This is a genomic window from Peptoanaerobacter stomatis, assembly GCF_000238115.1.
Lineage (GTDB): Bacteria > Bacillota > Clostridia > Peptostreptococcales > Filifactoraceae > Peptoanaerobacter > Peptoanaerobacter stomatis.
Map to the genome: position 1 here is coordinate 148,631 of NZ_JH414548.1, position 19,902 is coordinate 168,532.

The window sequence follows — 19,902 nt, forward strand, 5'->3', positions numbered from 1 at the left end:
TAACTCCTTAAATTATTCCCATTTCGTTAAGCTCTTCCTGTGTATATTCCTTTGGTTTCCACGTTGTATTTAGATTTACAGTTTGTTTTCTATTCTCATCTGTCTTGTTATCTTTCGTATTTCCTTTAATTTCTTTGCATTCATACACAGTTAACCAACAATGCTCTATGCTCTGTTCAAGCACTTTTATTTTTGATATATCATCATTGGCTATATGATTTAATCTATTAAGCAATAATTCTAACGCTTTTGTTGTTAATGTCTTTTTTACAGTCTTTCGCATTTTTATAAATTCATAGATTGTATCTTTAAGTTTGTCATTTTTAGTATATTCATCTATGAGATTATCAAAATCTGTTTTTGTATCTACTGATGTTTTATTTTTTTCTTTTTTATATTTTTCTTTTTTATTATTAATTGTATTATTAAATACTGTATTATTATCTTTGACGTTTTCGTCAATAGGGGTATTGATATTTTCGTCAATAGCGTCTTGATTATTCTGTCCATAGGTATTGATATTTTCGTCAATAGGGGTATTGCTTTTATCATCAGTTTGCACATAAGTTTTTTCATTTACTATTTGAGGTATACCGTTTATATATATTCTTCTTTCTATAATTTCTTTTGTATTATTTTTATATATTATCTGCACATTTACATAACCTGACTTTTCTAATTTACTTATCCATCTTGAAATTGTTTCTTTCGATACTTCATAAAGCTCGGCAAAATATGAATTGCTCGCCCAACAATAGCCTTTATCGTTGGCAAGTGCCGTTATTTCGCCATACAAGAGTTTAGCATTAGCAGGTATATTTTTATCATATCTAACATTTGCAGGTATAACTGCATAATATCCCTTGTTCATTTCATTTACCCCTATCTATAATATACAAGGATAAGGCTTTAATTAGCCTCATCCTCATTTGTATTTTCAACAACAATATCATTTATAACTTCACCAGTTTGAATATCTACTTCAAAATCTACAGTATCATTATTAATTTCATCCATATTAGCACTAATATCAGACTTTACAGTCTCATCCATACTCATAAACTTTTGAGACTCAATGCTTAAAGGTGCATATTTTAATAGCTGTTTTAATACAGTTTTTTTAGCCATAGCATCAAAATCAGTTTGCCAAGGACCATTATTAAAAGTCTTTGATTTAGATTTTCCAAAATTTATTATTTCATCTTTTGTCATAAAAAACATAGACTCTCCACCATTAGTTAAATGGTAACAAGCATAATATCCAATTACCTCTCCACGTTCTTGCTTTAAATTAGGCTTGTGAACTAACTTTTGATTTAAGCCATATTCCATTTCAAATTCATCATTTTCTCTTACCTCATGAGAATATATGCTTTTAAATTGTCCACTTCTTTGTGCTAATTCCAAAAGACCTTTATATCCCACTTGAAATTGCACTTGCTTTCCATAAGGTATTAAATATGCTTGGCCAAGTGGTGTATTAGGTTCAAGTCCAAGTTGTGCTGATTGCATCATCGCCGCTAAAAAAGAAATAGGATCACATTGTTGTAGTTTCTGATTACTTGAAAAAGCAGTTAATGCCACTCTTTGAAATCTCTCACTATTTATTTGAGCTGGCAGAGCCTTTTTAATAGCTCCTGCCATAGATTGTAATAACATATTCATATTGCTTGTTGGTGATATTTGTTTGTTTTCTTGTTTTTTTTGAATTAATTCTTTAGCTCCCATTTTATATAATCCCCCCTATATAGCCTTTATTGTAAATTTTCTACTATAACTTTCCTTGCAGTATTTTTTATATACTTCAGGCATTTCTTTTTTTAGATTAGTTGTATCAATTCTATTAGTTACATAACCTTTCCAGTTTACTTGAAATTTATTACATATACCCGACTCATTTTCTCCAAGTTCTGATTTTACTTCTTGTTCTAATTTTTTCTTTTCAGTTTCAAGTACATCTATCTGCTCTTTAATATCTAAAATATTTTGTATTCTTTCATCATTTGAACTTTGAAGTATGATTTGATTTTCTTTTGAATATTTATATTTTTCTTTCAATACCTCATCATACATAGATGTTCCATCTGGAGATGGTAGTATTTTCTTTTGAACATTTTCTGTCCAAAAATAATTATTAGCTTTAACTATCATTTCTATAAGTTCATCATCTCTTACAATTTCTTTTATAGCAAAATCACTATTTCCTATAAGTGCAGCAATATATGCTTTTTCAGCACCAGTTATTGCCATATAATGTTGTACCTGTATTTCATAATATGGAGGTACTTTATCGTCTTCCCATTCCTTAATAGCAAATGAGTTAGTAACCTTGCACTCTAATATACTTTTTTCTCCCACAATAGCTCTATCTATATTTGCACTCATATATGGATATTTTTCATTACCAAGGATAGCATTTACATTTCTAACTTTCTTACCTGTTTTCTCCATAAATTCTCTTGCAACAAAATCTTCTAATTTATTTCCAAGTTCCATTCTATAACTTTTATTTTCTATTATTTCATCAGTAATTTTATCCATATAAACATCTATACTACTTCTAAATGGATTTATTCCTATGATGGCAGAGCTTTCACTACCACCTATATAATTTTTTCTTGCCATTAACCAATCTTTATGGCTCATATCATTTGTACTTTGTATTATAGTTGCATCTAAAAATTTCATTTTGCATTTTCCTTTCATATGTGCTATAATTGCACTAAATAGATTATTTTATTTAGGCTTTTGCTTGGTATTGGCAGTACCATCAAAAGCATTTTTTATTTTCTGATATTCCTTATCATCTTTTAATAACTCAACCAGTATATCCCTTTGATTTGCTTTTATTATTAAGTCTTTAAGCTCTGTATATGTTATTTCTACAAAAATATCTTTGCTTTTCACTTGCATATTCATAGCTTATTCACCTGCGATTTTAAAAATCTCCAAAAGCCTTTATTAAGTGTCATTATGTTGTTAAAATTTGCTTTTCTATAAATTTCAAGAGCTTTTTCATATTTACTCTTTTCATATTTTCTTATCAGTTTTTGTATTAGCTTTTTTATCAACTTAACCATAGTTTTACATATCCTCTTTCTATTGATTTTCTGATTCTTAATAATCTTAGTAGTCTAAATATTTTCATATCTTCTACTCCTTTATATTTCATATGTTGGCATTTCTAATGCTTTCGCAAGCTTTATCTCTGCGTCTGACATTCTCTTAACACCTATCACATCATCTCTTGAACTTTTAAGTTCTTGTATTTTATCCGGACTTGCTTTTATAATTGTTCTTGATTCTAATCCTTTAGAATACATATATAGTAGATAATGTATTTTTGTTTCTGCTTTTGTATCTTCAATTCTTTTAAGTGCTGCACATTTTTCAAAATATGCTAACCATACCTCTGTTGTGTTCATCATTGTATCTCCTTTATAAGTTCTTTGCTCTTTCTAAATTTTCATAAAAATTTCTAATCATAAAAAATATCATATCTTTGTCCCAGCCGCCTGACGGCTTATTGTTGTATATTTTAAAATACAAATACTGCCACTGTTTCTTTGTGTATCTTTTCACAACTTCTCTTATTGCTTCTTTTGATGATCTGTCACATTTAAGATTTTTATAGTAAAATTCTTTTGCTTCTTCTCTGCTCTTTATATCTTCTATGTTCATATCATCATCCCCCCTTTATTTTGTTATACTTCCTATATATTCGCCTATAGGAGCGATTATTTGCGACAATATACCGTTTAATCTTGCTATTTCATTGTCTCTATTTTTTATCTCAAGTTCCAATCTTCTACGCTCTAACGGACTGAGTGGGTCAAGCTCTCCGCTACCCTCATATTTTAGAACATCCTTTATGTTGAATTTTACATCTCCAAAACCTTTTACAGGCTTTATTTTTCCCTCATTTTTCATTCTTCTTATTGTCGGTACAGATACTCCCCAGCGCTTGGCTAACTCTTCAATACTGAGAAGCGTCCTTTCGTTCATAGCTTAGCTCCTTTCCTTCTCATCCTCCTTATGCTATACTAAATTTGTGAAAGGAGGTGATAATTATGAGTTTTGAAGTTAAAGGCTTAGAAGAATTACGTGACTCTTTAGAAAAAATGGCTGAAACCGCTAAAAATTTGGAAGGTCAACACACTTTTCAAGAAATGTTCCCAAATTCTTTTATGAAAAAGTATACAAAATTTGACACTATCGAAAATCTTTTTGATGCATACTGTATTCCTAAAACTCAAGAAGAATTTGAAAGCTTTCCACAAGAACAGATGGATCACATAATTCAGCAATCAACTTCATTTAATTCTTGGCAATCTATGTTAGATACAGCAGCACAAGAACTATTCCTATCAAAGTTAGATTTATAATCAACTTTAATCTCTATTGGTTCGTGATTTATTTCCTCAATTAAATCACGAATCTTATTTAATTTCTCTATCTTTGAATCTATGTTTTTTACAGATACATTAAAGTAAATATCTTTACTCATATATGCTCCTTTCTTTTCATCTCTCCTTAAATTTTGCTCTTAACCTGTAGCCATCACTGAGTTTAACTGGCTGATTACTGTTATCAATTATAGCTATGGTTACAGGTTTTTCTTCATCAGTTTCAATCACAAGGTATTCAACATCAGGTAATAAATAAATATTACTGTTCTTTTCCTCTTTATCCATAATCTCCCCCTTTCTTATGCTTTTGTAGACTTAATATAATTATTCAATATAGTTATTATTAATGCGTTTGTTGTAAGTCCTTGTAACTTAGCTATTTCACTTATATTATTTTTTAGATTCAGCGGCATTCTCAGTAATACTTGCGTTTTTTCCATTACTACACCTCCTGAAAATAATATAATTGATTTGATTTGATTTGATTTGTCAATAGCTTTTTTATATTATTTTGATAGTATATTTTTATGTTTTATTTATTTGTTTGGTTTTTTTTGTCCAAATGATTTTTAATTTTGCTTCTATCATAATTAATTTTAGACTTGTTTTTAATTTGCTTATAGTAAATTATTTTACGTTTTATTTTCTAATTGTGAATTTTTCAGGCAAAAAAATATCATCATTTTTTAAATGTAAAATATCTACTATATTATTTACAATAGCTTTTGGTATATGTCTGTTTCCATTCTCATACATATTATAAGCACCTATAGAAATTTTTAACTTCTCAGCCATCTGCTCTTGTGTATATCCCAGCTGTTCCCTTTTTTCTTTCAGTTTATTTTCCAAGATTCAAGCTCCTTTCTTTATTATAGCCCGTATAGCCGATAGCACAGCTTATAATTATCTGAAAAATTTAAAATATATAAATACACATATAGCTATAATACCGTATGCAATTATACCTTGTATTTTTTCTTTTTTAGTAGTCTTACTTATCTTAAAATCTACTTTCATACTTGCACCTCCTAAAATAAAACTTGATTTTAGGTAAAAGATATGATAATATTTTTGTAAGGGGGAGGCTAGCCCCCTTTATTTAGAACTCAATTAAGAGTTCTATTTTGAGCCAAATAAGATTGAGGGTTAAGCTCAGTCTTATTTTTTTTGCTCTCTTTTTCATATCTTTTACCTCCTTTCGTTTGATTATGTATATATTATAATTCACAAAACGTAAATTGTCAATAACTTTTTCAAAATATTTTTTCGTTTTGTGAATTTATATTTTCAAATAGTAAATTTTTTTGTATACTATATTTACATATTGTGAATTTATAATTATTTAACAGATAAGGAGGCAATTATGAGTAGTTTTGGAAACAGATTAAAAACATTAAGAGAAAATCATAATTTATCTCAAAAAGAATTTGCTAATATCTTAAATATAGCTAACTCAACATTATCTCAATACGAAAGCGATAAACGTGTTCCAAGCGATGAAGTAAAAATACAAATAGCCAAATATTTTAACGTAACAACAGACTACCTTTTGGGAAACGAAACAAAAAATAAAGAACAAAATTCACAAGACAAAGACGAAAAAGACATAGCAAAATCAATGAAAAAACTCAAAGAACAACTAAAAGAGCAGCAAGGCTTAATGTTTGACGGTGAACCCTTAGATGATACTACAATAGAACTACTCCTTGAAGAATTGGAAAGACAAGAAAGATTAGTGAAAAAGATAAACAAAAAGTACACACCTAAAAAGTATTTAAAATAAAGGTGGTATAATATGAGAAAAGAGAAACAGGCAGTAATAGAGCTAATAAAAAAATACAAAACAACAAATGTATACGAATTATGCGATTGTTTAAATATAGATGTATCATTTTCAAATATAGGACAGCTCAGAGGCTTTTATAGATATTTAAAACGCAACTATTTCATAGTAATAAACAAAAATCTATCAGAAAAAAGAAGAGAATTCGTATGTGCTCATGAATTAGGTCACCTCATATTACATAAAGACGAAAATAGAATATTAATGGACACAAATATACATATACCAAACCGCTTAGAAAATGAAGCAAACAGATTTGCTATATATCTGATATTTGAAAGCTTAGAAAAATGGCAATTACGAGATTATACCAACAATGAGTTAAGCTGTATAACAGGTATCCCGCTAAAATATCTTAATGAACTAAATTTTTAATAATTTATAAAAAGGAGAATTAACAATGAAAAAATTAAACACCCTAATAGGAACAGCTTTAATTATATACTTTGCATTAAATCCTTTAGACAACTTTGTAATTAATTTCTTTAATTATTTACTTTCAAGCATAAAATTTTAAAGATATAGGAGGTTGTTTTTTTTGGACTATGACAAACTTATTAGAAATTTAATAGATAAAAGCATTGAGGCTTTTATTATGGGATTAGAGATATATAACAAGCCTACAATAAAATATAGAATAGAGGGTTTCTCATTCTTTATATGTAATGCTTGGGAACTTATGCTAAAAGCACACTTATTAAATTTAGGAAAAGATATATATTACAAAGATGATAATACAAGAACAATTAGCTTATCAGATGCAGTAAAAAGAGTTTATACCGATAAAAAAACAAGAATACGATTGAATTTAGAAAGAATAATAGACCTTAGAAATACAAGCACACACTTTATTACACAAGAATATGAAATAAAATATGCACCACTTTTTCAAGCCTGCGTTATAAATTATACTAAAGAATTAAACAGATTTCATAACGAAGATATCACAAAGCATATATCACAAAATTTTCTGACACTATCTGCATCAATAGAAAATATAACAAATGATGAAATTAAAATAAAATATCCCGCAGAAATAGCAGAAAAATTTATCCAAAAATCAAACGAGTTGGAAGTTCTTACCAAAGAAATAAATTCCGATAACTTTTCTATAAATATTAGTCAAAAATTATATATAACCAAAAATAAAAATGATGCAGATTTTTCTGTAAAGATAGAAAAAGGCTCTCCAAATTCTATTGCAATAGCAAAAGAATTTAAAGACCCGTCAAACACACACAAATATTCATACAACAACGTTATTACCGCTGTTCAAGAAAGAATGAATAAAAATAATCTTAAAATTGATAATCCAAACGGATTCACAAGCAGAATTTTAACCGCTTTTATTGATTTTTATAATATAAAATCAGATATAAAGTATTCTTATCTTCACAAAATAGGCAATCAAAGTCAATACACTTATTCAGAAGAACTTGTTAATTTTATTATAGAATGTATCAAGAAAAAGCCGGAAAAATTCGTCGAAAGCCTAAAAAACGCATAAAAAAAGATAACCCCAGGCACATAGGAATTCTCAGTATTTCTACCTACCCCATTATGGGACCCAGTGTTAATCCCTCACAAGTTATCTTCTGTTATAAATATAATATAACATTTTTTCTTAAGTGTCAATACCCATAAAAATGTTATAAATATAAAAATATTGAAATTATAAATTAAACCTGCACTAAAAAAATAAAAGATATATCATATTCCAAGCAGGATATAGAAAATCTAAAAAATAAGGGATATTTTTAACATATAATCAAAAGAAAGGAGTGATTTTATGAACACTACAATAAGACAAAAAGACAACGGATATCAAGCAATAGTATCATACAAGCAAGGCGGGAAGTGGAAACAAAAATCTAAACAGGGTTTTAAAAAGCAAAAAGAAGCTAAAGTTTGGGCAGATGAAATAAGATATACTATCACAGAAGACATAAAAGACAACATAGAATTTACAGAAATGACCGTAAAAGAAGCATTAGAAATATATTTAGAATATAAGAAAAACAGCGTAAAATTCACTACCTTTCAAACCATAACAGCACAAATGAAAAATTTAAAAGAATTAGAAGATTTAGAAATATCAAAAATAAAACCTATTCAGATAACAACATTTATACAAAAAAAACAACAAGAAAGAAAAAAAGCCTACAACGTACTACAAAAAAGTATAAGAAATTTTTTCAATTTCTGCATAAACGAACTCAAAATAATAAGAGATAACCCTTGTAATTATCAAAAAAATAAAACAAACGATAAAAGAATAAAATATATAAACAAAGAATTATATAACGAAATATTAAACAACATATCAGACGAAAAAAAGAAACTTTTTATAAAAATAGCCTATCATACAGGTATGAGAAAAAGCGAAATATTCGGCTTGAAAATATCAGATATAAAAGACAGCATAATAACAGTATCCCGTCAGAGGTATAATAATATAGTAACCGGCTTAAAAAGTGAAAACGGATATAGACAAATCCCAATAAATGCCGTATTATATAAAGAGCTTAAAAATATAAACACAATATCAATAGACGGTTTTATATTTCCTCAAACATTTAATATTGGTAGAATATTAGAAAAGTTTAATGTTTCAATACATTGTTTCAGGCACACATTTGCCACAAATCTTGTAGCAAAAGGTTATAACTTAAAAGTATCAAGCGAAATATTAGGCGATAAATTTGAAACTTTCATAAATACATATGTACAATCATCAGAAGAAGAAAAAGAAAAAGTATTCAAAAAAATAATAGATTTATAAAATTTTTGACGAATTTTTGCCGATTTTAAAATAAATATGTATTTTTCAACATTTATATAGTTTTATCTTTATTATTATCGAATAAAATTGTATAATGGTAAATTATGATAATATTTTATGTAAAAAATAAGTATAAACAAAAATATTATCAGGCTTATTATATGTTCATATTTATTTTTTAAATAGAAAATTAGATTATCATTATAAACATCATTAATTTAATCAGGAGGTTTTATGCTTAATAATGAGATATATGAAGAATATTTTCTAAATGCCTCCATATCTACATTCAACATAAATATTGGAGGATTCGTATCAAAATATTGGGGAATAGATATAAGCTCAAATTGTATATTCCCTATTTATGAAAAAAATGACCCTCAAATAGACAAAAAAATATCCGAAATAGAAAATTTTCTGCTTGAAAAAGATATAGTTCCAATATATAGAATAGTCTATCAAGACAATTATCAAAAGCTTGACAGGGTACTGTTTAACAAGCATTATGAAAAAGTGGCTAATAATATTGTGCTTGCATGCCCTCTTCAAGGTAAGAAAAATGAATTGTTCAAATTCGCAGATTTCAATGAAAGCGGAATATATATAGACACAGAAATTACAGGTGGAGACGGATTTTTAGAAGATTATTTTTATTTAAGAAAAATATCAAAAAATGACCAAATCATATTTAATACTGCTATAGACATATGTCCTCTAAAAAAATATTCAGCATCTTTGCTTGAAGAAGGTCACCTAATCGGACAGGCATATTTTATTCGTCAAGGCGATGTAGTAATAATCAAAGATATTGTTATATCTACAAAATATAGAGGACTCGGATATAGTTCAAAGATACTTTACAGCATATTGACATATTGTCTGAAAAACGGTGCAGAGCTTGTAATAGCTGAAATACCTACTGATAATGAAAATGTGATGAATCTGTTCGGCAATAACCCGATGTTTTTTAAATTATATGACATTTTTTATAGACAACTTATAAAAAATACAAAAGGCAGATTTATTTTTGATTAAAATAAGAATAATTATATTATTTTTTAGGTTTACAATATAAGTGCAAAACTTAGTAATTTAAATTATCACAATAATTTTATATAAAATAAGAAAGGAGAGTATGATATTATTTATCATACAGTCAAAAAATGAATTTTCAAGATATGATACTTAAACTGCAATCATACTGGGCTGATAAAGGTTGTATAATGGTACAAGCCTATGACAGTGAAAAAGGTGCAGGTACTATGAATCCTAATACATTTTTACGCTCACTCGGCAAAGAGCCTTGGAGAGTATGTTATGTAGAGCCGTCAAGAAGACCGGCCGATGCAAGATATGGAGAAAATCCAAACAGACTTTATCAACATCACCAATTTCAAGTTATATTAAAACCATCACCTAATAATGTTCAAGATTTATACTTAAAATCTCTTGAAGCAATAGGGATAAATCCGTTGGAGCATGATATAAGATTTGTAGAAGATAACTGGGAAAATGCAACCTTCGGTGCTTGGGGCTTAGGTTGGGAAGTTTGGCTTGACGGCATGGAAATAACGCAATTCACATATTTTCAACAAGTCGGCTCAATAGACTGCGAATTGGAATCTGCCGAACTCACTTACGGATTAGAAAGAATAGCACTTTACTTACAAGAAAAAGACAATGTTTTTGATATAGATTACACAGACAATATAAAATATGGTGATATATTTAAAAAAGCTGAATATGAACATTCCGTTTACGGTTTCGAAGCCTCTGATACAAAGATGTTGTTTGAGCTTTTTAACATATACGAAAAAGAGGCAAACTCTCTAATAGATAAAGGGCTTGTTATGCCCGCATATGACTATGTATTAAAAACTTCGCACGCATTCAACCTGTTGGATGCAAAAGGTGCAATAGGTGTCAGTCAAAGAGCATCATACATTGCAAGAGTAAGAAATATGGCAAAAAAAATAGCCTCTGCATATGTAGAGCAAAGAGAAGCTATGGGCTACCCTCTTATGAAACTTGAAAAACTGCTAAGCGAGGTGAAATAAATGAATAACGACTTACTATTAGAGCTTGGAACTGAAGAGATTCCAGCAAGATTTATCTCATCAACAAAAAAATCAATGAAAACTTTTTTGGAGAAAAAATTATCAGAACTTAGAATTTCGTTCGATTCTATTGAAATAAAATGCACACCGAGAAGATTTGCAATATTTATAAAAAATTTAGCAAACACTCAACAAGCATCAACAGAAGAAATAAAAGGACCTGCAAAAAAAATAGCTTTTGACGAAAATGGTAACCCTTCAAAAGCTCTTCAAGGATTCTTGAAAAGCAAAAACGTTACAATAGATGATATAAAAATTGTACAAAAAGGCAAAGAAGAATATGTATTTGTAGTAAAAACTTTAGAAACAAGTGATACAGTAAATTACTTAAAAGAGATATTTGAACAAATGATAGACTCTCTTTCTTTCCCTAAACCTATGAGATGGGGAGGAAATAAAATTAAATTCATCCGCCCTATCAGATGGATATTATGTCTTTATCAAGGAAAAGTTCCAAACTTTGAAATGTTTTCTCTAAATGCTGCAAATCTTACAAGAGGTCATAGATTTTTAGGAGAAAGTTATATTGAAATTAACTCGATAGACGAATATGAAGAAAAATTAGAGCAAAACTATGTGATATTGGACGATACTAAAAGACGAGAACTAATAAGAAAACAGATAGTAGAAGTAGCCGAAAAATTAGGCGGAGAATATATGCAAGACGAAGACTTGCTTGAAGAAGTAAATTATATAGTAGAATATCCTACTGCACTTTATGGAGAATTTAAAGAAGAATATCTGAAACTTCCTAAAGAAACAATCATAACACCTATGAAAGAACATCAAAGATATTTTCCTGTACTCGACGAAAATGGCAATCTTATGAACAAGTTCATAACTGTAAGAAACGGTAATGACTATATGATTGAAAACGTCAAAAAAGGAAATGAAAAGGTCCTCGATGCAAGATTATCAGACGCAAAATTCTTCTATGAACAAGACACAGCAAAAAAACTCGAATCCTATGTTCCAAGATTGCAAACTATTGTATATCACGAAAAACTCGGAACTATGCACGACAAAATGCTTAGAATACAAAAATTATCAGAAGAATTTGCATATATATTGAATGTTGATAAAAATGATATATCAAGAGCTGCATTACTTTGCAAAGCAGACCTTACAACATCTATGGTATTTGAATTTACAGAATTACAAGGTATAATGGGCAGATATTATGCAAAAGTATCCGGAGAAAATGAAAATGTTGCAAATGCTATATATGAACACTATCTCCCAAGATTTGCAGGCGATGAGCTTCCACAAAGTAAAGCCGGTATAATTTTGAGTTTAGCAGATAAATTGGATTCAATCGCAGGATTTTTCAGCGTAGGAATAAAACCCACAGGCTCACAAGATCCATATGCTCTCAGAAGATTGGCATTAGGCGTTTTAAATACACTTATAGACAGCAAAATTGATACAAGATTACAACTTTTTGTAGAAATAGCTTTAAAACAATTTGAAGATAAACATAAATTTGATTTTAATGAAGTTTATAACGAAATTTTAGAATTTATGAAATTAAGATTAAAAAACATATTCTTAGATAAAAAAATAAGATATGATGTTGTAGACTCAGTTATAGATAACAATATATCAACAGTATATGAATTATCTCAAAAAGCCGTTCAACTCGAAAAATGGCTCAAACTTCCGGAATCAACTTCTTGCCTAAATACATTCGCAAGAATATCAAATATATCTAAAGATGTAAAAAAAGCTGAGGTAAATACTGAGTTGTTTGACCAAAAAGAAGAACAAGAGCTTTTTGGAGCTTATAACAATGCAACACCTAAAATATACGAGCTTATCTCTACAAAACAATATGAACAATCACTTGATGAGATTGCAAAATTAAGACCGTTCATAGACAACTATTTTGAAAAAGTAATGGTAATGGACAATAATGAAGATATAAAACAAAACCGCCTTGCAACCATAGCAACTATAAGAGATACAATAGAAGAAATAGCAGATTTTTCAAAAATAGTACAATAAGATAAGAAATTTAATTCATTCTAATACCTAATTAAATGCTCATATTATAAAAATGCTGAATTGAATGTATTTGCTTAAGGGGCATTTTATCTATACCATCGTTAGAAATATCCTTAATCGAACACATTCAAAAGCATTTTATAAGCAGTATGTATTATTTTAAATACGTTTTAGTATCAACTAATCTAAAAAAACACCGAACTATCAGAAATATAAATTCAGATAATTCGATGTTTTTTTATTTGTATGTTTTATAATTATTTTTTGTTAAAGTTATCTTTAAGTCCTACTATTTGATTGAATACGAGCTCATTATCTTTTGTATCTTTCACATCTACTGAAAAATATCCGTGTCTGTTAAATTGGAATCTTTCTCCTTTTTGTGCAGTTTCAAAGCTTTTCTCCATTATACAGTCTTTTAATACTGTTATTGAATCTTCATTGTATTCATATTGTCCTGTTTCTTCATTCAATTTGAAAAGATAGTCATATAATCTCACTGTTGCTTTAACATTTTCTTTTGCACTTACCCAATGTATTGTACCTTTTACTTTTCTTCCTGTAAAACCTGTGCCTGATTTTGTTTCTTCGTCGTATGTTCCATGTATTTCTATTACTTTTCCGTTTTCATCTTTTATTACATCTGTACATTTTACAAAATAAGCATTTCTAAGTCTTACTTCATTTCCAACAAAAAATCTGTAGTATTTTTTTGGAGGATTTTCCATAAAATCATCTGCTTCTATATATATTTCTCTTGAAAATGGTACTTTTCTTGAACCCAATTCTTCATTTTCAGAATTATTTTCTGCATCAAGATATTCAATTTTATCTTCAGGATAGTTTGTAATTACTAATTTAAGCGGATTTAATACTGCCATTTTTCTTGTAGCTTTTAGTTTTAAATCCTCTCTTACTGCATGCTCAAGCATTGCTATATCAACTACTGAATTTGATTTAGATATTCCGATTGATTCTGCAAAATTTCTTATAGACTCAGGTGTGTATCCTCTTCTTCTTAATCCTGATATAGTTGACATTCTCGGATCATCCCAACCATCAACTTTTCTTTCATCTACCAATTTTTTCAGATATCTTTTGCTCATTATCATATTTGTCAGTTCAAGACGTGCAAATTCTATCTGTTTTGGAGGCATAGCAAATTCTGTTTCTTTTACTACCCAATCATAAAACGGTCTGTGTTCTTCAAATTCTAATGTACAAAGTGAATGTGTTATTCCTTCAATTGCATCTTCAAGAGGATGTGCATAATCATACATTGGATATATACACCACTTATCTCCTGTTCTATGATGTGATGAATGTGCAATTCTATATATTACAGGATCTCTCATATATATATTAGGTGATGACATATCTATTTTTGCTCTTAAAGTCAACTCCCCATCTTTAAATTCCCCATTTTTCATTCTTTCAAATAGGTGTAAACTCTCTTCAATAGGTCTGTTTCTGTATGGTGAATTTTTTCCGGGATTATTGAAATCCCCTTTATACTCTCTCATTTCATCTACTGACAATTCACATACGAAGGCTTTGTCTTTTTTTATCAACAATACTGCCAATTCGTACATCTTATCGAAATAATCCGATGCAAAGCATAACTCATCCCAATCAAAGCCGAGCCACTTAACATCTTCTTTTATAGATTCTACATATTCTACATCTTCTTTTACAGGATTTGTGTCATCAAATCTTAGATTGCATTTTCCACCATATTTTTGAGCTGTCATAAAGTTAAGGCATATTGATTTTGCGTGCCCCATATGCAGATATCCGTTAGGCTCAGGTGGAAATCTTGTATATACTTTTTTCCCATATGTATTTTCTTCATTATCTTTTTCTATTATGCTGTGAATAAAATTTCCTTGCATTACATTTTCTTGCATAGTTAACACCTCTATTTTTTATTTTTATATCTATTTATATTTTTGTTTTTATAATTTCAATTCACTCAGTTTAATCTGAATTTTATTCATTTACCGTACATTATATAGTATTATAAATTTTATAAATTGTAAAGATTAAATTTAAGTTTTTGAGTTTGAATTTCAACTTTTTATCTACTAAAAAATAATCAATAAAAAATATATGCTTTTATCTTTACCCTATTTTAATTAAGCTATGGTCAAATACATCAAAAAATATCTATGTTTATTTATTATGACAGTTTTTGATAAAAAATAAAGATTTATTTTTCAATATATGATATTATATTTTTTGTATTCAAATTTAATAGTAAAAATAATCTTAAAAACTTACTAAAAATATCTAAAATTTAACTTAATTATATAACATTCCCTAATAAAAATAATATTGTTGGAGATAAATTTATGAAAAAAATAATAATAGCCGGGACATCATCAGGAGTCGGCAAAACTACAATAACTTGCGGAATAATGAGAGCATTGAGAGATATGTCAATAAAAGTTGTACCGTTTAAAATCGGTGCAGACTACATAGATACGACTTATCATTGCCTTGCGACAGATAACACTTCTACAAACCTTGACGAATTTATGCTCAACAAAAATACAATTAAAAGAATATTTATGCAAAATATGAAATCTAACGATATAGCGATTATAGAAGGCGTAATGGGACTGTTTGACGGTTATCAAGACAGAGATGATTATTGCTCAACCGCATCTATGTCAAAAATTTTAGACTCTCCTATAATACTTATAATAGATGCCGGTAAAATGGCTACTTCAATAGCTCCAATTATAAAAGGTTTTTTAGAATATGACAAAAAATTAAATATAGTCGGAATAATATTAAATAACGTATCTACAGATAGTCACTATAATATATTAAAAAATTCAATAAAAAAATAAGCCATATAAAAATATTGGGAAGAATACCAAAACAAAAAGACATTAATCTAAGTAGCAGACATTTAGGGCTTAAATTAGCAACAGAAGACGCTGAAAATGAAGAAAAACTAAAAAAAATATCCCAAATAGTAAAAGAAAATATTGATTTGCAAAGTTTGTTAGACTTGTCAGTATCACCTGATTTATCATATATACCGGATAACATTAATAAAAATTATGATATAATGCTTGCTGTGGCAATGGATAAGGCATTCAATTTCTACTACAAAAACTCAATAGAAGAATTTGAAAAAAGAGGAGTAAAAATTGTAAAATTCAACACTTTTACAGACAATAAGCTCCCAAAATGTGATGGAATATATATAGGTGGAGGGTATCCTGAACTTTATGCAAGAGAATTATCTAAAAATAAATCACTTATACAAGATATAAAAGAAAAATCTGAAAAAAATATGCCTATATATGCAGAATGTGGAGGGTTAATGTATCTTGGAGGACATATTGAAATAGAAAACATATCTTATGAAATGACAGGTATATTTGATGGCATAAGCAAGATGACACCAAAACTGCAACGTTTCGGTTACTGTATAGCAAAATCACTGTATGATACACCACTTACAAAAAAAGGAGATATTTTAAAGGGACACGAATTTCACCATTCAATATTTGAAACAAATCTCGATACAGCATTTGAAATGGAAAAAGAATTATATGACAAAAGTGTAAAAAAATGGAACGGCGGTTATTTATATAAAAATACACTTGCATCATATTTACACATACATTTTGCATCAAACCCTAATATTACAAATAATTTTTGTCAAAATATGTTGAATTATAAATTATTAAATCCATAAAATAAAAACTTGAAAAAATATCGTCATATTACACTAATACCTAATAGAATAATGGATATTTTAAATTTATAACCATTAAAAACTAACTATTATTTTTATAATATCCATTAATCAAATAGGTATAAGTATTATGAATTATTATATAATTTTTATATCAATATTTCTTTCTGCTTTTTGTTATCGGAATATTTAATTCTTCTCTATATTTTGACACAGTCCTACGTTTTATATCTATACCCATTGCATTTAATATATCTGTTATTTTTTGATCTGATAATGGCTTTTGCGGATTTTCTTTTGATATAATGTCTTTTATATGCTTACAGACGCTATCCTTTGAAACATCTTCATTGGATGTTGATATATGAGATGAGAAAAAATATTTGAGTTCATATATACCTTTTGGTGTTTGAATATATTTATTCTTTGTAGCTCTTGATACAGTTGATTCCGATATTTGAGCAAGCTGAGATATATCTTTAAGTCCCATTGGCTTTAAAGGTGAATTATTTAAAAAAAATTCTTTTTGAACTTCAACTATTTTATCTGCCACTTTTTGTATTGTTCTTCTTCTTTTTTCAATGCTTTCTATCAAAAACATAGTTCTTGAAAGTTTTTTTTTAAGATATATCCTTGTGTTATTATCAATATCACTATCCAACATATTCAAATAATGTTCATTTATATGCACATTTGATACAGAATCTTTTAATCTTACCGTTAAGCTATCCCCTACTACATCTACAAATATATCCGGATATATATATAGTGTATCATAATTATTATCCGTTTTATATCCTCTTGAAGGCTTAGGATTTAAAGTTTTAATCTTCTTTACATATTCTTTTAATGTATCGAGTTCTATATTTTGAGACACAGCTATTTTATCAAGATTGTTTTTATAAATATCATCTAAATGATAATTTATTATATTAAACAACAACTCGTCCGTTTGATCTATTTGTAATAATAAACACTCTTTTAAATTTCTTGCGCCTACACCTAAAGGTTCAAAACTTTGTATTTTTTTAAGTACAGATAAGATTAAAATATCATCTGCATTAACCACATCTGAAATTTCTTTTATATCAATCCTAAAATATCCGTCATCATCAATATTATGTATTATTGCCATGCCTATAGACAGTTCCAATTCATTTAATGGTAAAGTCCCAAGCTGTTCAAACAGTACATCTTTTAATGTAGGTTCATATTTGACACTGTCTTGAATTTCTATATCCTCGTTTTCTGAATTATTGAGCGAATAATCTTCATATCTTTTATTGTTTTGTCTTATATAATCTCTAAACATTTTATCTTCAAAAAAAAGCGTCATAATCTATAAATACATTATCTTCACTCTCTTTTTCTAAAAAAGAGTATAATTCTATAGAATTTAAGGCGATTATTTCTATTGATGTAATAAGATTTGTTGTTAAATTAAGTTTTTGTTTTAAAGTTAAATCTAATTTTGTCATATATATCACCAATTGAATTATATAGTTTCTTTATTTACTAATTTACTATTTTTATTTTGTATTGTTATTATATTTTAAACCCATAATTATAAAATTTCAATTGGACAGCAATATTATCATATTTGATTAAATAAAAAACAGCTATATAAATATCTTATTTATAAAGATAAATCTACAGCCATTTTTTATTATAATCTTAATAATCTATTAAAACTTTATTTTTTTAGATTATAAAATGCTTTTATTCCTCTGTATTGTGCTGTATCTCCAAGTATCTCTTCTATTCTTAAAAGTTGATTATATTTTGCTATACGATCTGTACGAGATAATGAACCTGTTTTTATTTGTCCTGCATTTGTTGCAACTGCTATGTCTGCTATTGTAGAATCTTCCGTTTCTCCTGAACGGTGAGATATTACAGCTGTATATCCTGCTTGTTTAGCCATTTCTATTGCATCAAACGTTTCTGTAAGAGTACCTATTTGATTTACTTTTATCAATATTGAGTTTGCAACTCCTTTTTCTATTCCTGTAGATAATCTTTCTGTATTTGTTACAAACAAATCGTCTCCTACAAGTTGAACTTTATTTCCTATACGTTCGGTAAGAAGTTTCCATCCTTCCCAATCATTTTCGTCCATACCGTCTTCTATAGTTATTATAGGGTATTTATTAACCAAAGATTCCAAGTAATCTACTTGTTCAGCTGAACTACGTTTTGCACCTTTATCTCCCTCAAATTTAGTGTAATCATAAACTCCGTCTTTATAAAATTCTGAAGACGCGCAGTCAAAACCTAAGAATACATCTTTTCCGGGTTCTAAACCTACTTTTTTTATAGCTTCAAGTATAGTTTCAACTGCATCTTCTGTTCCGGCAAATGTTGGTGCAAATCCGCCTTCATCACCGACAGCTGTTGATAAACCTCTACTTTTTAATATTTTTGCTAAATTATGGAATATCTCGGATCCCCAACGTAGCGCTTCACTAAATGATGGAGCACCTGCCGGTAATATCATAAATTCTTGGAATGCTATAGGAGCATCTGAGTGAGAACCGCCGTTTACTATGTTCATCATAGGAACAGGAAGAACTTTTGAGTTTACTCCTCCAAGATATTGATATAGAGGTATTCCTAATTCTTCAGCTGCAGCTTTTGCAACTGCCATAGATACTCCAAGTATTGCATTTGCGCCTAATTTTGCTTTATTAGGAGTTCCGTCCAATTCTATCATCAACTCATCTATTGCTACTTGATCAAATACATTCATTCCTATAACTTCAGGTGCAATTATTGAATTTACATTTTCTACTGCTTTTAATACACCTTTGCCAAGAAATACATCATTATCTCCATCTCTTAATTCAACTGCTTCATACATACCTGTTGAAGCTCCTGACGGAACTGATGCTCTTCCCATAGCTCCGGACTCAAGAAAAACTTCAACCTCTACAGTCGGATTACCTCTTGAATCAAGTATTTGTCTTGCCCATACGTCTTCTATATAGCACATATTATCCCCCTAATATTTTTTTTATTTTACAAAATTTACT

Annotated in this window: 25 protein-coding genes; 10 read left to right on the forward strand and 15 right to left on the reverse strand. The window is 28.5% G+C overall.

Annotated elements, in window-relative coordinates:
- Positions 1 to 7: 7 nt before the first annotated feature.
- From HMPREF9629_RS03370 to HMPREF9629_RS03400, 8 genes are all read right to left on the reverse strand, one after another.
- Positions 8 to 871, reverse strand: coding sequence for a helix-turn-helix domain-containing protein (locus HMPREF9629_RS03370; RefSeq protein WP_009524930.1), 864 nt, complete (start codon positions 869 to 871; stop codon positions 8 to 10).
- A 38-nt stretch (positions 872 to 909) separates the two neighbouring features.
- Positions 910 to 1,728 (reverse strand): recombinase RecT, encoded by an 819-nt coding sequence (locus tag HMPREF9629_RS03375; RefSeq protein ID WP_009524931.1) that lies wholly within the window; start codon positions 1,726 to 1,728, stop codon positions 910 to 912.
- A gap of 15 nt (positions 1,729 to 1,743) precedes the next feature.
- Entirely contained in the window at positions 1,744 to 2,688 is a 945-nt protein-coding gene (locus HMPREF9629_RS03380; RefSeq protein ID WP_009524932.1) for a YqaJ viral recombinase family nuclease, read from the reverse strand.
- Between the two features lie 48 nt (positions 2,689 to 2,736).
- Positions 2,737 to 2,919 carry a hypothetical protein gene (locus tag HMPREF9629_RS03385; RefSeq protein WP_009524933.1) on the reverse strand — a complete coding sequence of 61 codons (183 nt, stop codon included), beginning with the start codon at positions 2,917 to 2,919 and terminating at the stop codon, positions 2,737 to 2,739.
- A complete protein-coding gene (locus HMPREF9629_RS11880) occupies positions 2,916 to 3,080 on the reverse strand; it encodes a hypothetical protein (RefSeq protein WP_009524934.1) in 165 nt (54 codons plus the stop codon). Before HMPREF9629_RS11880 ends, HMPREF9629_RS03385 begins: the two co-directional genes overlap by 4 nt.
- 81 nt (positions 3,081 to 3,161) lie before the next feature.
- Entirely contained in the window at positions 3,162 to 3,425 is a 264-nt protein-coding gene (locus HMPREF9629_RS03390) for a hypothetical protein (protein WP_009524935.1), read from the reverse strand.
- Positions 3,426 to 3,438: 13 nt separating this feature from the next.
- Positions 3,439 to 3,681, reverse strand: coding sequence for a hypothetical protein (locus HMPREF9629_RS03395; RefSeq protein ID WP_009524936.1), 243 nt, complete (start codon positions 3,679 to 3,681; stop codon positions 3,439 to 3,441).
- Positions 3,682 to 3,696: 15 nt separating this feature from the next.
- A complete protein-coding gene (locus HMPREF9629_RS03400) occupies positions 3,697 to 4,005 on the reverse strand; it encodes a helix-turn-helix domain-containing protein (RefSeq protein ID WP_009524937.1) in 309 nt (102 codons plus the stop codon).
- Positions 4,006 to 4,070: 65 nt separating this feature from the next.
- Here HMPREF9629_RS03400 and HMPREF9629_RS03405 point away from each other — a divergent pair, with 65 nt between their 5' ends.
- The gene (locus HMPREF9629_RS03405) at positions 4,071 to 4,385 is read left to right on the forward strand and encodes a hypothetical protein (RefSeq protein WP_009524938.1); all 315 of its coding nucleotides are present in this window, start codon (positions 4,071 to 4,073) and stop codon (positions 4,383 to 4,385) included.
- Between the two features lie 138 nt (positions 4,386 to 4,523).
- On the opposite strand, the gene HMPREF9629_RS11750 is transcribed toward HMPREF9629_RS03405, so the two are convergent.
- From HMPREF9629_RS11750 to HMPREF9629_RS03410, 3 genes are all read right to left on the reverse strand, one after another.
- Positions 4,524 to 4,694 carry a hypothetical protein gene (locus HMPREF9629_RS11750; RefSeq protein ID WP_009524940.1) on the reverse strand — a complete coding sequence of 57 codons (171 nt, stop codon included), beginning with the start codon at positions 4,692 to 4,694 and terminating at the stop codon, positions 4,524 to 4,526.
- 14 nt (positions 4,695 to 4,708) lie between these two features.
- Entirely contained in the window at positions 4,709 to 4,849 is a 141-nt protein-coding gene (locus HMPREF9629_RS11755) for a hypothetical protein (RefSeq protein WP_009524941.1), read from the reverse strand.
- Between the two features lie 199 nt (positions 4,850 to 5,048).
- Positions 5,049 to 5,258 (reverse strand): helix-turn-helix transcriptional regulator, encoded by a 210-nt coding sequence (locus HMPREF9629_RS03410; protein WP_009524942.1) that lies wholly within the window; start codon positions 5,256 to 5,258, stop codon positions 5,049 to 5,051.
- 514 nt (positions 5,259 to 5,772) lie between these two features.
- Between HMPREF9629_RS03410 and HMPREF9629_RS03415 the strand changes: the two genes are divergently transcribed.
- From HMPREF9629_RS03415 to glyS, 7 genes are all read left to right on the forward strand, one after another.
- Positions 5,773 to 6,192 (forward strand): helix-turn-helix domain-containing protein, encoded by a 420-nt coding sequence (locus HMPREF9629_RS03415; RefSeq protein WP_009524944.1) that lies wholly within the window; start codon positions 5,773 to 5,775, stop codon positions 6,190 to 6,192.
- A gap of 12 nt (positions 6,193 to 6,204) precedes the next feature.
- Complete coding sequence (locus HMPREF9629_RS03420) at positions 6,205 to 6,627, forward strand: ImmA/IrrE family metallo-endopeptidase (protein ID WP_009524945.1); 423 nt, start codon at positions 6,205 to 6,207, stop codon at positions 6,625 to 6,627.
- Positions 6,628 to 6,790: 163 nt separating this feature from the next.
- On the forward strand, positions 6,791 to 7,759 hold the full coding sequence (locus HMPREF9629_RS03425; protein ID WP_009524947.1) for a DUF3644 domain-containing protein: 969 nt from the start codon (positions 6,791 to 6,793) through the stop codon (positions 7,757 to 7,759).
- Positions 7,760 to 8,041: 282 nt separating this feature from the next.
- Positions 8,042 to 9,034 carry a tyrosine-type recombinase/integrase gene (locus HMPREF9629_RS03430; protein ID WP_009524948.1) on the forward strand — a complete coding sequence of 331 codons (993 nt, stop codon included), beginning with the start codon at positions 8,042 to 8,044 and terminating at the stop codon, positions 9,032 to 9,034.
- Positions 9,035 to 9,268: 234 nt separating this feature from the next.
- Positions 9,269 to 10,069 carry a GNAT family N-acetyltransferase gene (locus HMPREF9629_RS03435; RefSeq protein WP_009524949.1) on the forward strand — a complete coding sequence of 267 codons (801 nt, stop codon included), beginning with the start codon at positions 9,269 to 9,271 and terminating at the stop codon, positions 10,067 to 10,069.
- Between the two features lie 128 nt (positions 10,070 to 10,197).
- Entirely contained in the window at positions 10,198 to 11,091 is an 894-nt protein-coding gene (glyQ, locus tag HMPREF9629_RS03440) for a glycine--tRNA ligase subunit alpha (RefSeq protein ID WP_009524950.1), read from the forward strand.
- Entirely contained in the window at positions 11,092 to 13,155 is a 2,064-nt protein-coding gene (gene glyS, locus HMPREF9629_RS03445; protein ID WP_009524951.1) for a glycine--tRNA ligase subunit beta, read from the forward strand.
- Positions 13,156 to 13,412: 257 nt separating this feature from the next.
- Here glyS and HMPREF9629_RS03450 read toward each other — a convergent pair whose 3' ends face one another.
- Positions 13,413 to 15,062 (reverse strand): glutamine--tRNA ligase/YqeY domain fusion protein, encoded by a 1,650-nt coding sequence (locus HMPREF9629_RS03450; protein WP_009524952.1) that lies wholly within the window; start codon positions 15,060 to 15,062, stop codon positions 13,413 to 13,415.
- A gap of 444 nt (positions 15,063 to 15,506) precedes the next feature.
- Here HMPREF9629_RS03450 and HMPREF9629_RS12105 point away from each other — a divergent pair, with 444 nt between their 5' ends.
- A complete protein-coding gene (locus HMPREF9629_RS12105) occupies positions 15,507 to 16,010 on the forward strand; it encodes a nucleotide-binding protein (RefSeq protein ID WP_009524953.1) in 504 nt (167 codons plus the stop codon).
- A 14-nt stretch (positions 16,011 to 16,024) separates the two neighbouring features.
- On the forward strand, positions 16,025 to 16,870 hold the full coding sequence (locus HMPREF9629_RS12110) for a hypothetical protein (protein ID WP_009524954.1): 846 nt from the start codon (positions 16,025 to 16,027) through the stop codon (positions 16,868 to 16,870).
- A gap of 154 nt (positions 16,871 to 17,024) precedes the next feature.
- Here HMPREF9629_RS12110 and rpoN read toward each other — a convergent pair whose 3' ends face one another.
- From rpoN to eno, 3 genes are all read right to left on the reverse strand, one after another.
- On the reverse strand, positions 17,025 to 18,182 hold the full coding sequence (gene rpoN, locus HMPREF9629_RS03460) for an RNA polymerase factor sigma-54 (protein WP_242822005.1): 1,158 nt from the start codon (positions 18,180 to 18,182) through the stop codon (positions 17,025 to 17,027).
- A 7-nt stretch (positions 18,183 to 18,189) separates the two neighbouring features.
- Entirely contained in the window at positions 18,190 to 18,348 is a 159-nt protein-coding gene (locus HMPREF9629_RS12115; protein ID WP_009524956.1) for a sigma-54 factor, Activator interacting domain-containing protein, read from the reverse strand.
- A gap of 215 nt (positions 18,349 to 18,563) precedes the next feature.
- Positions 18,564 to 19,862, reverse strand: a complete 1,299-nt coding sequence (gene eno / locus HMPREF9629_RS03465) for a phosphopyruvate hydratase (protein WP_009524957.1) — start codon at positions 19,860 to 19,862, stop codon at positions 18,564 to 18,566.
- Positions 19,863 to 19,902: the final 40 nt, after the last annotated feature.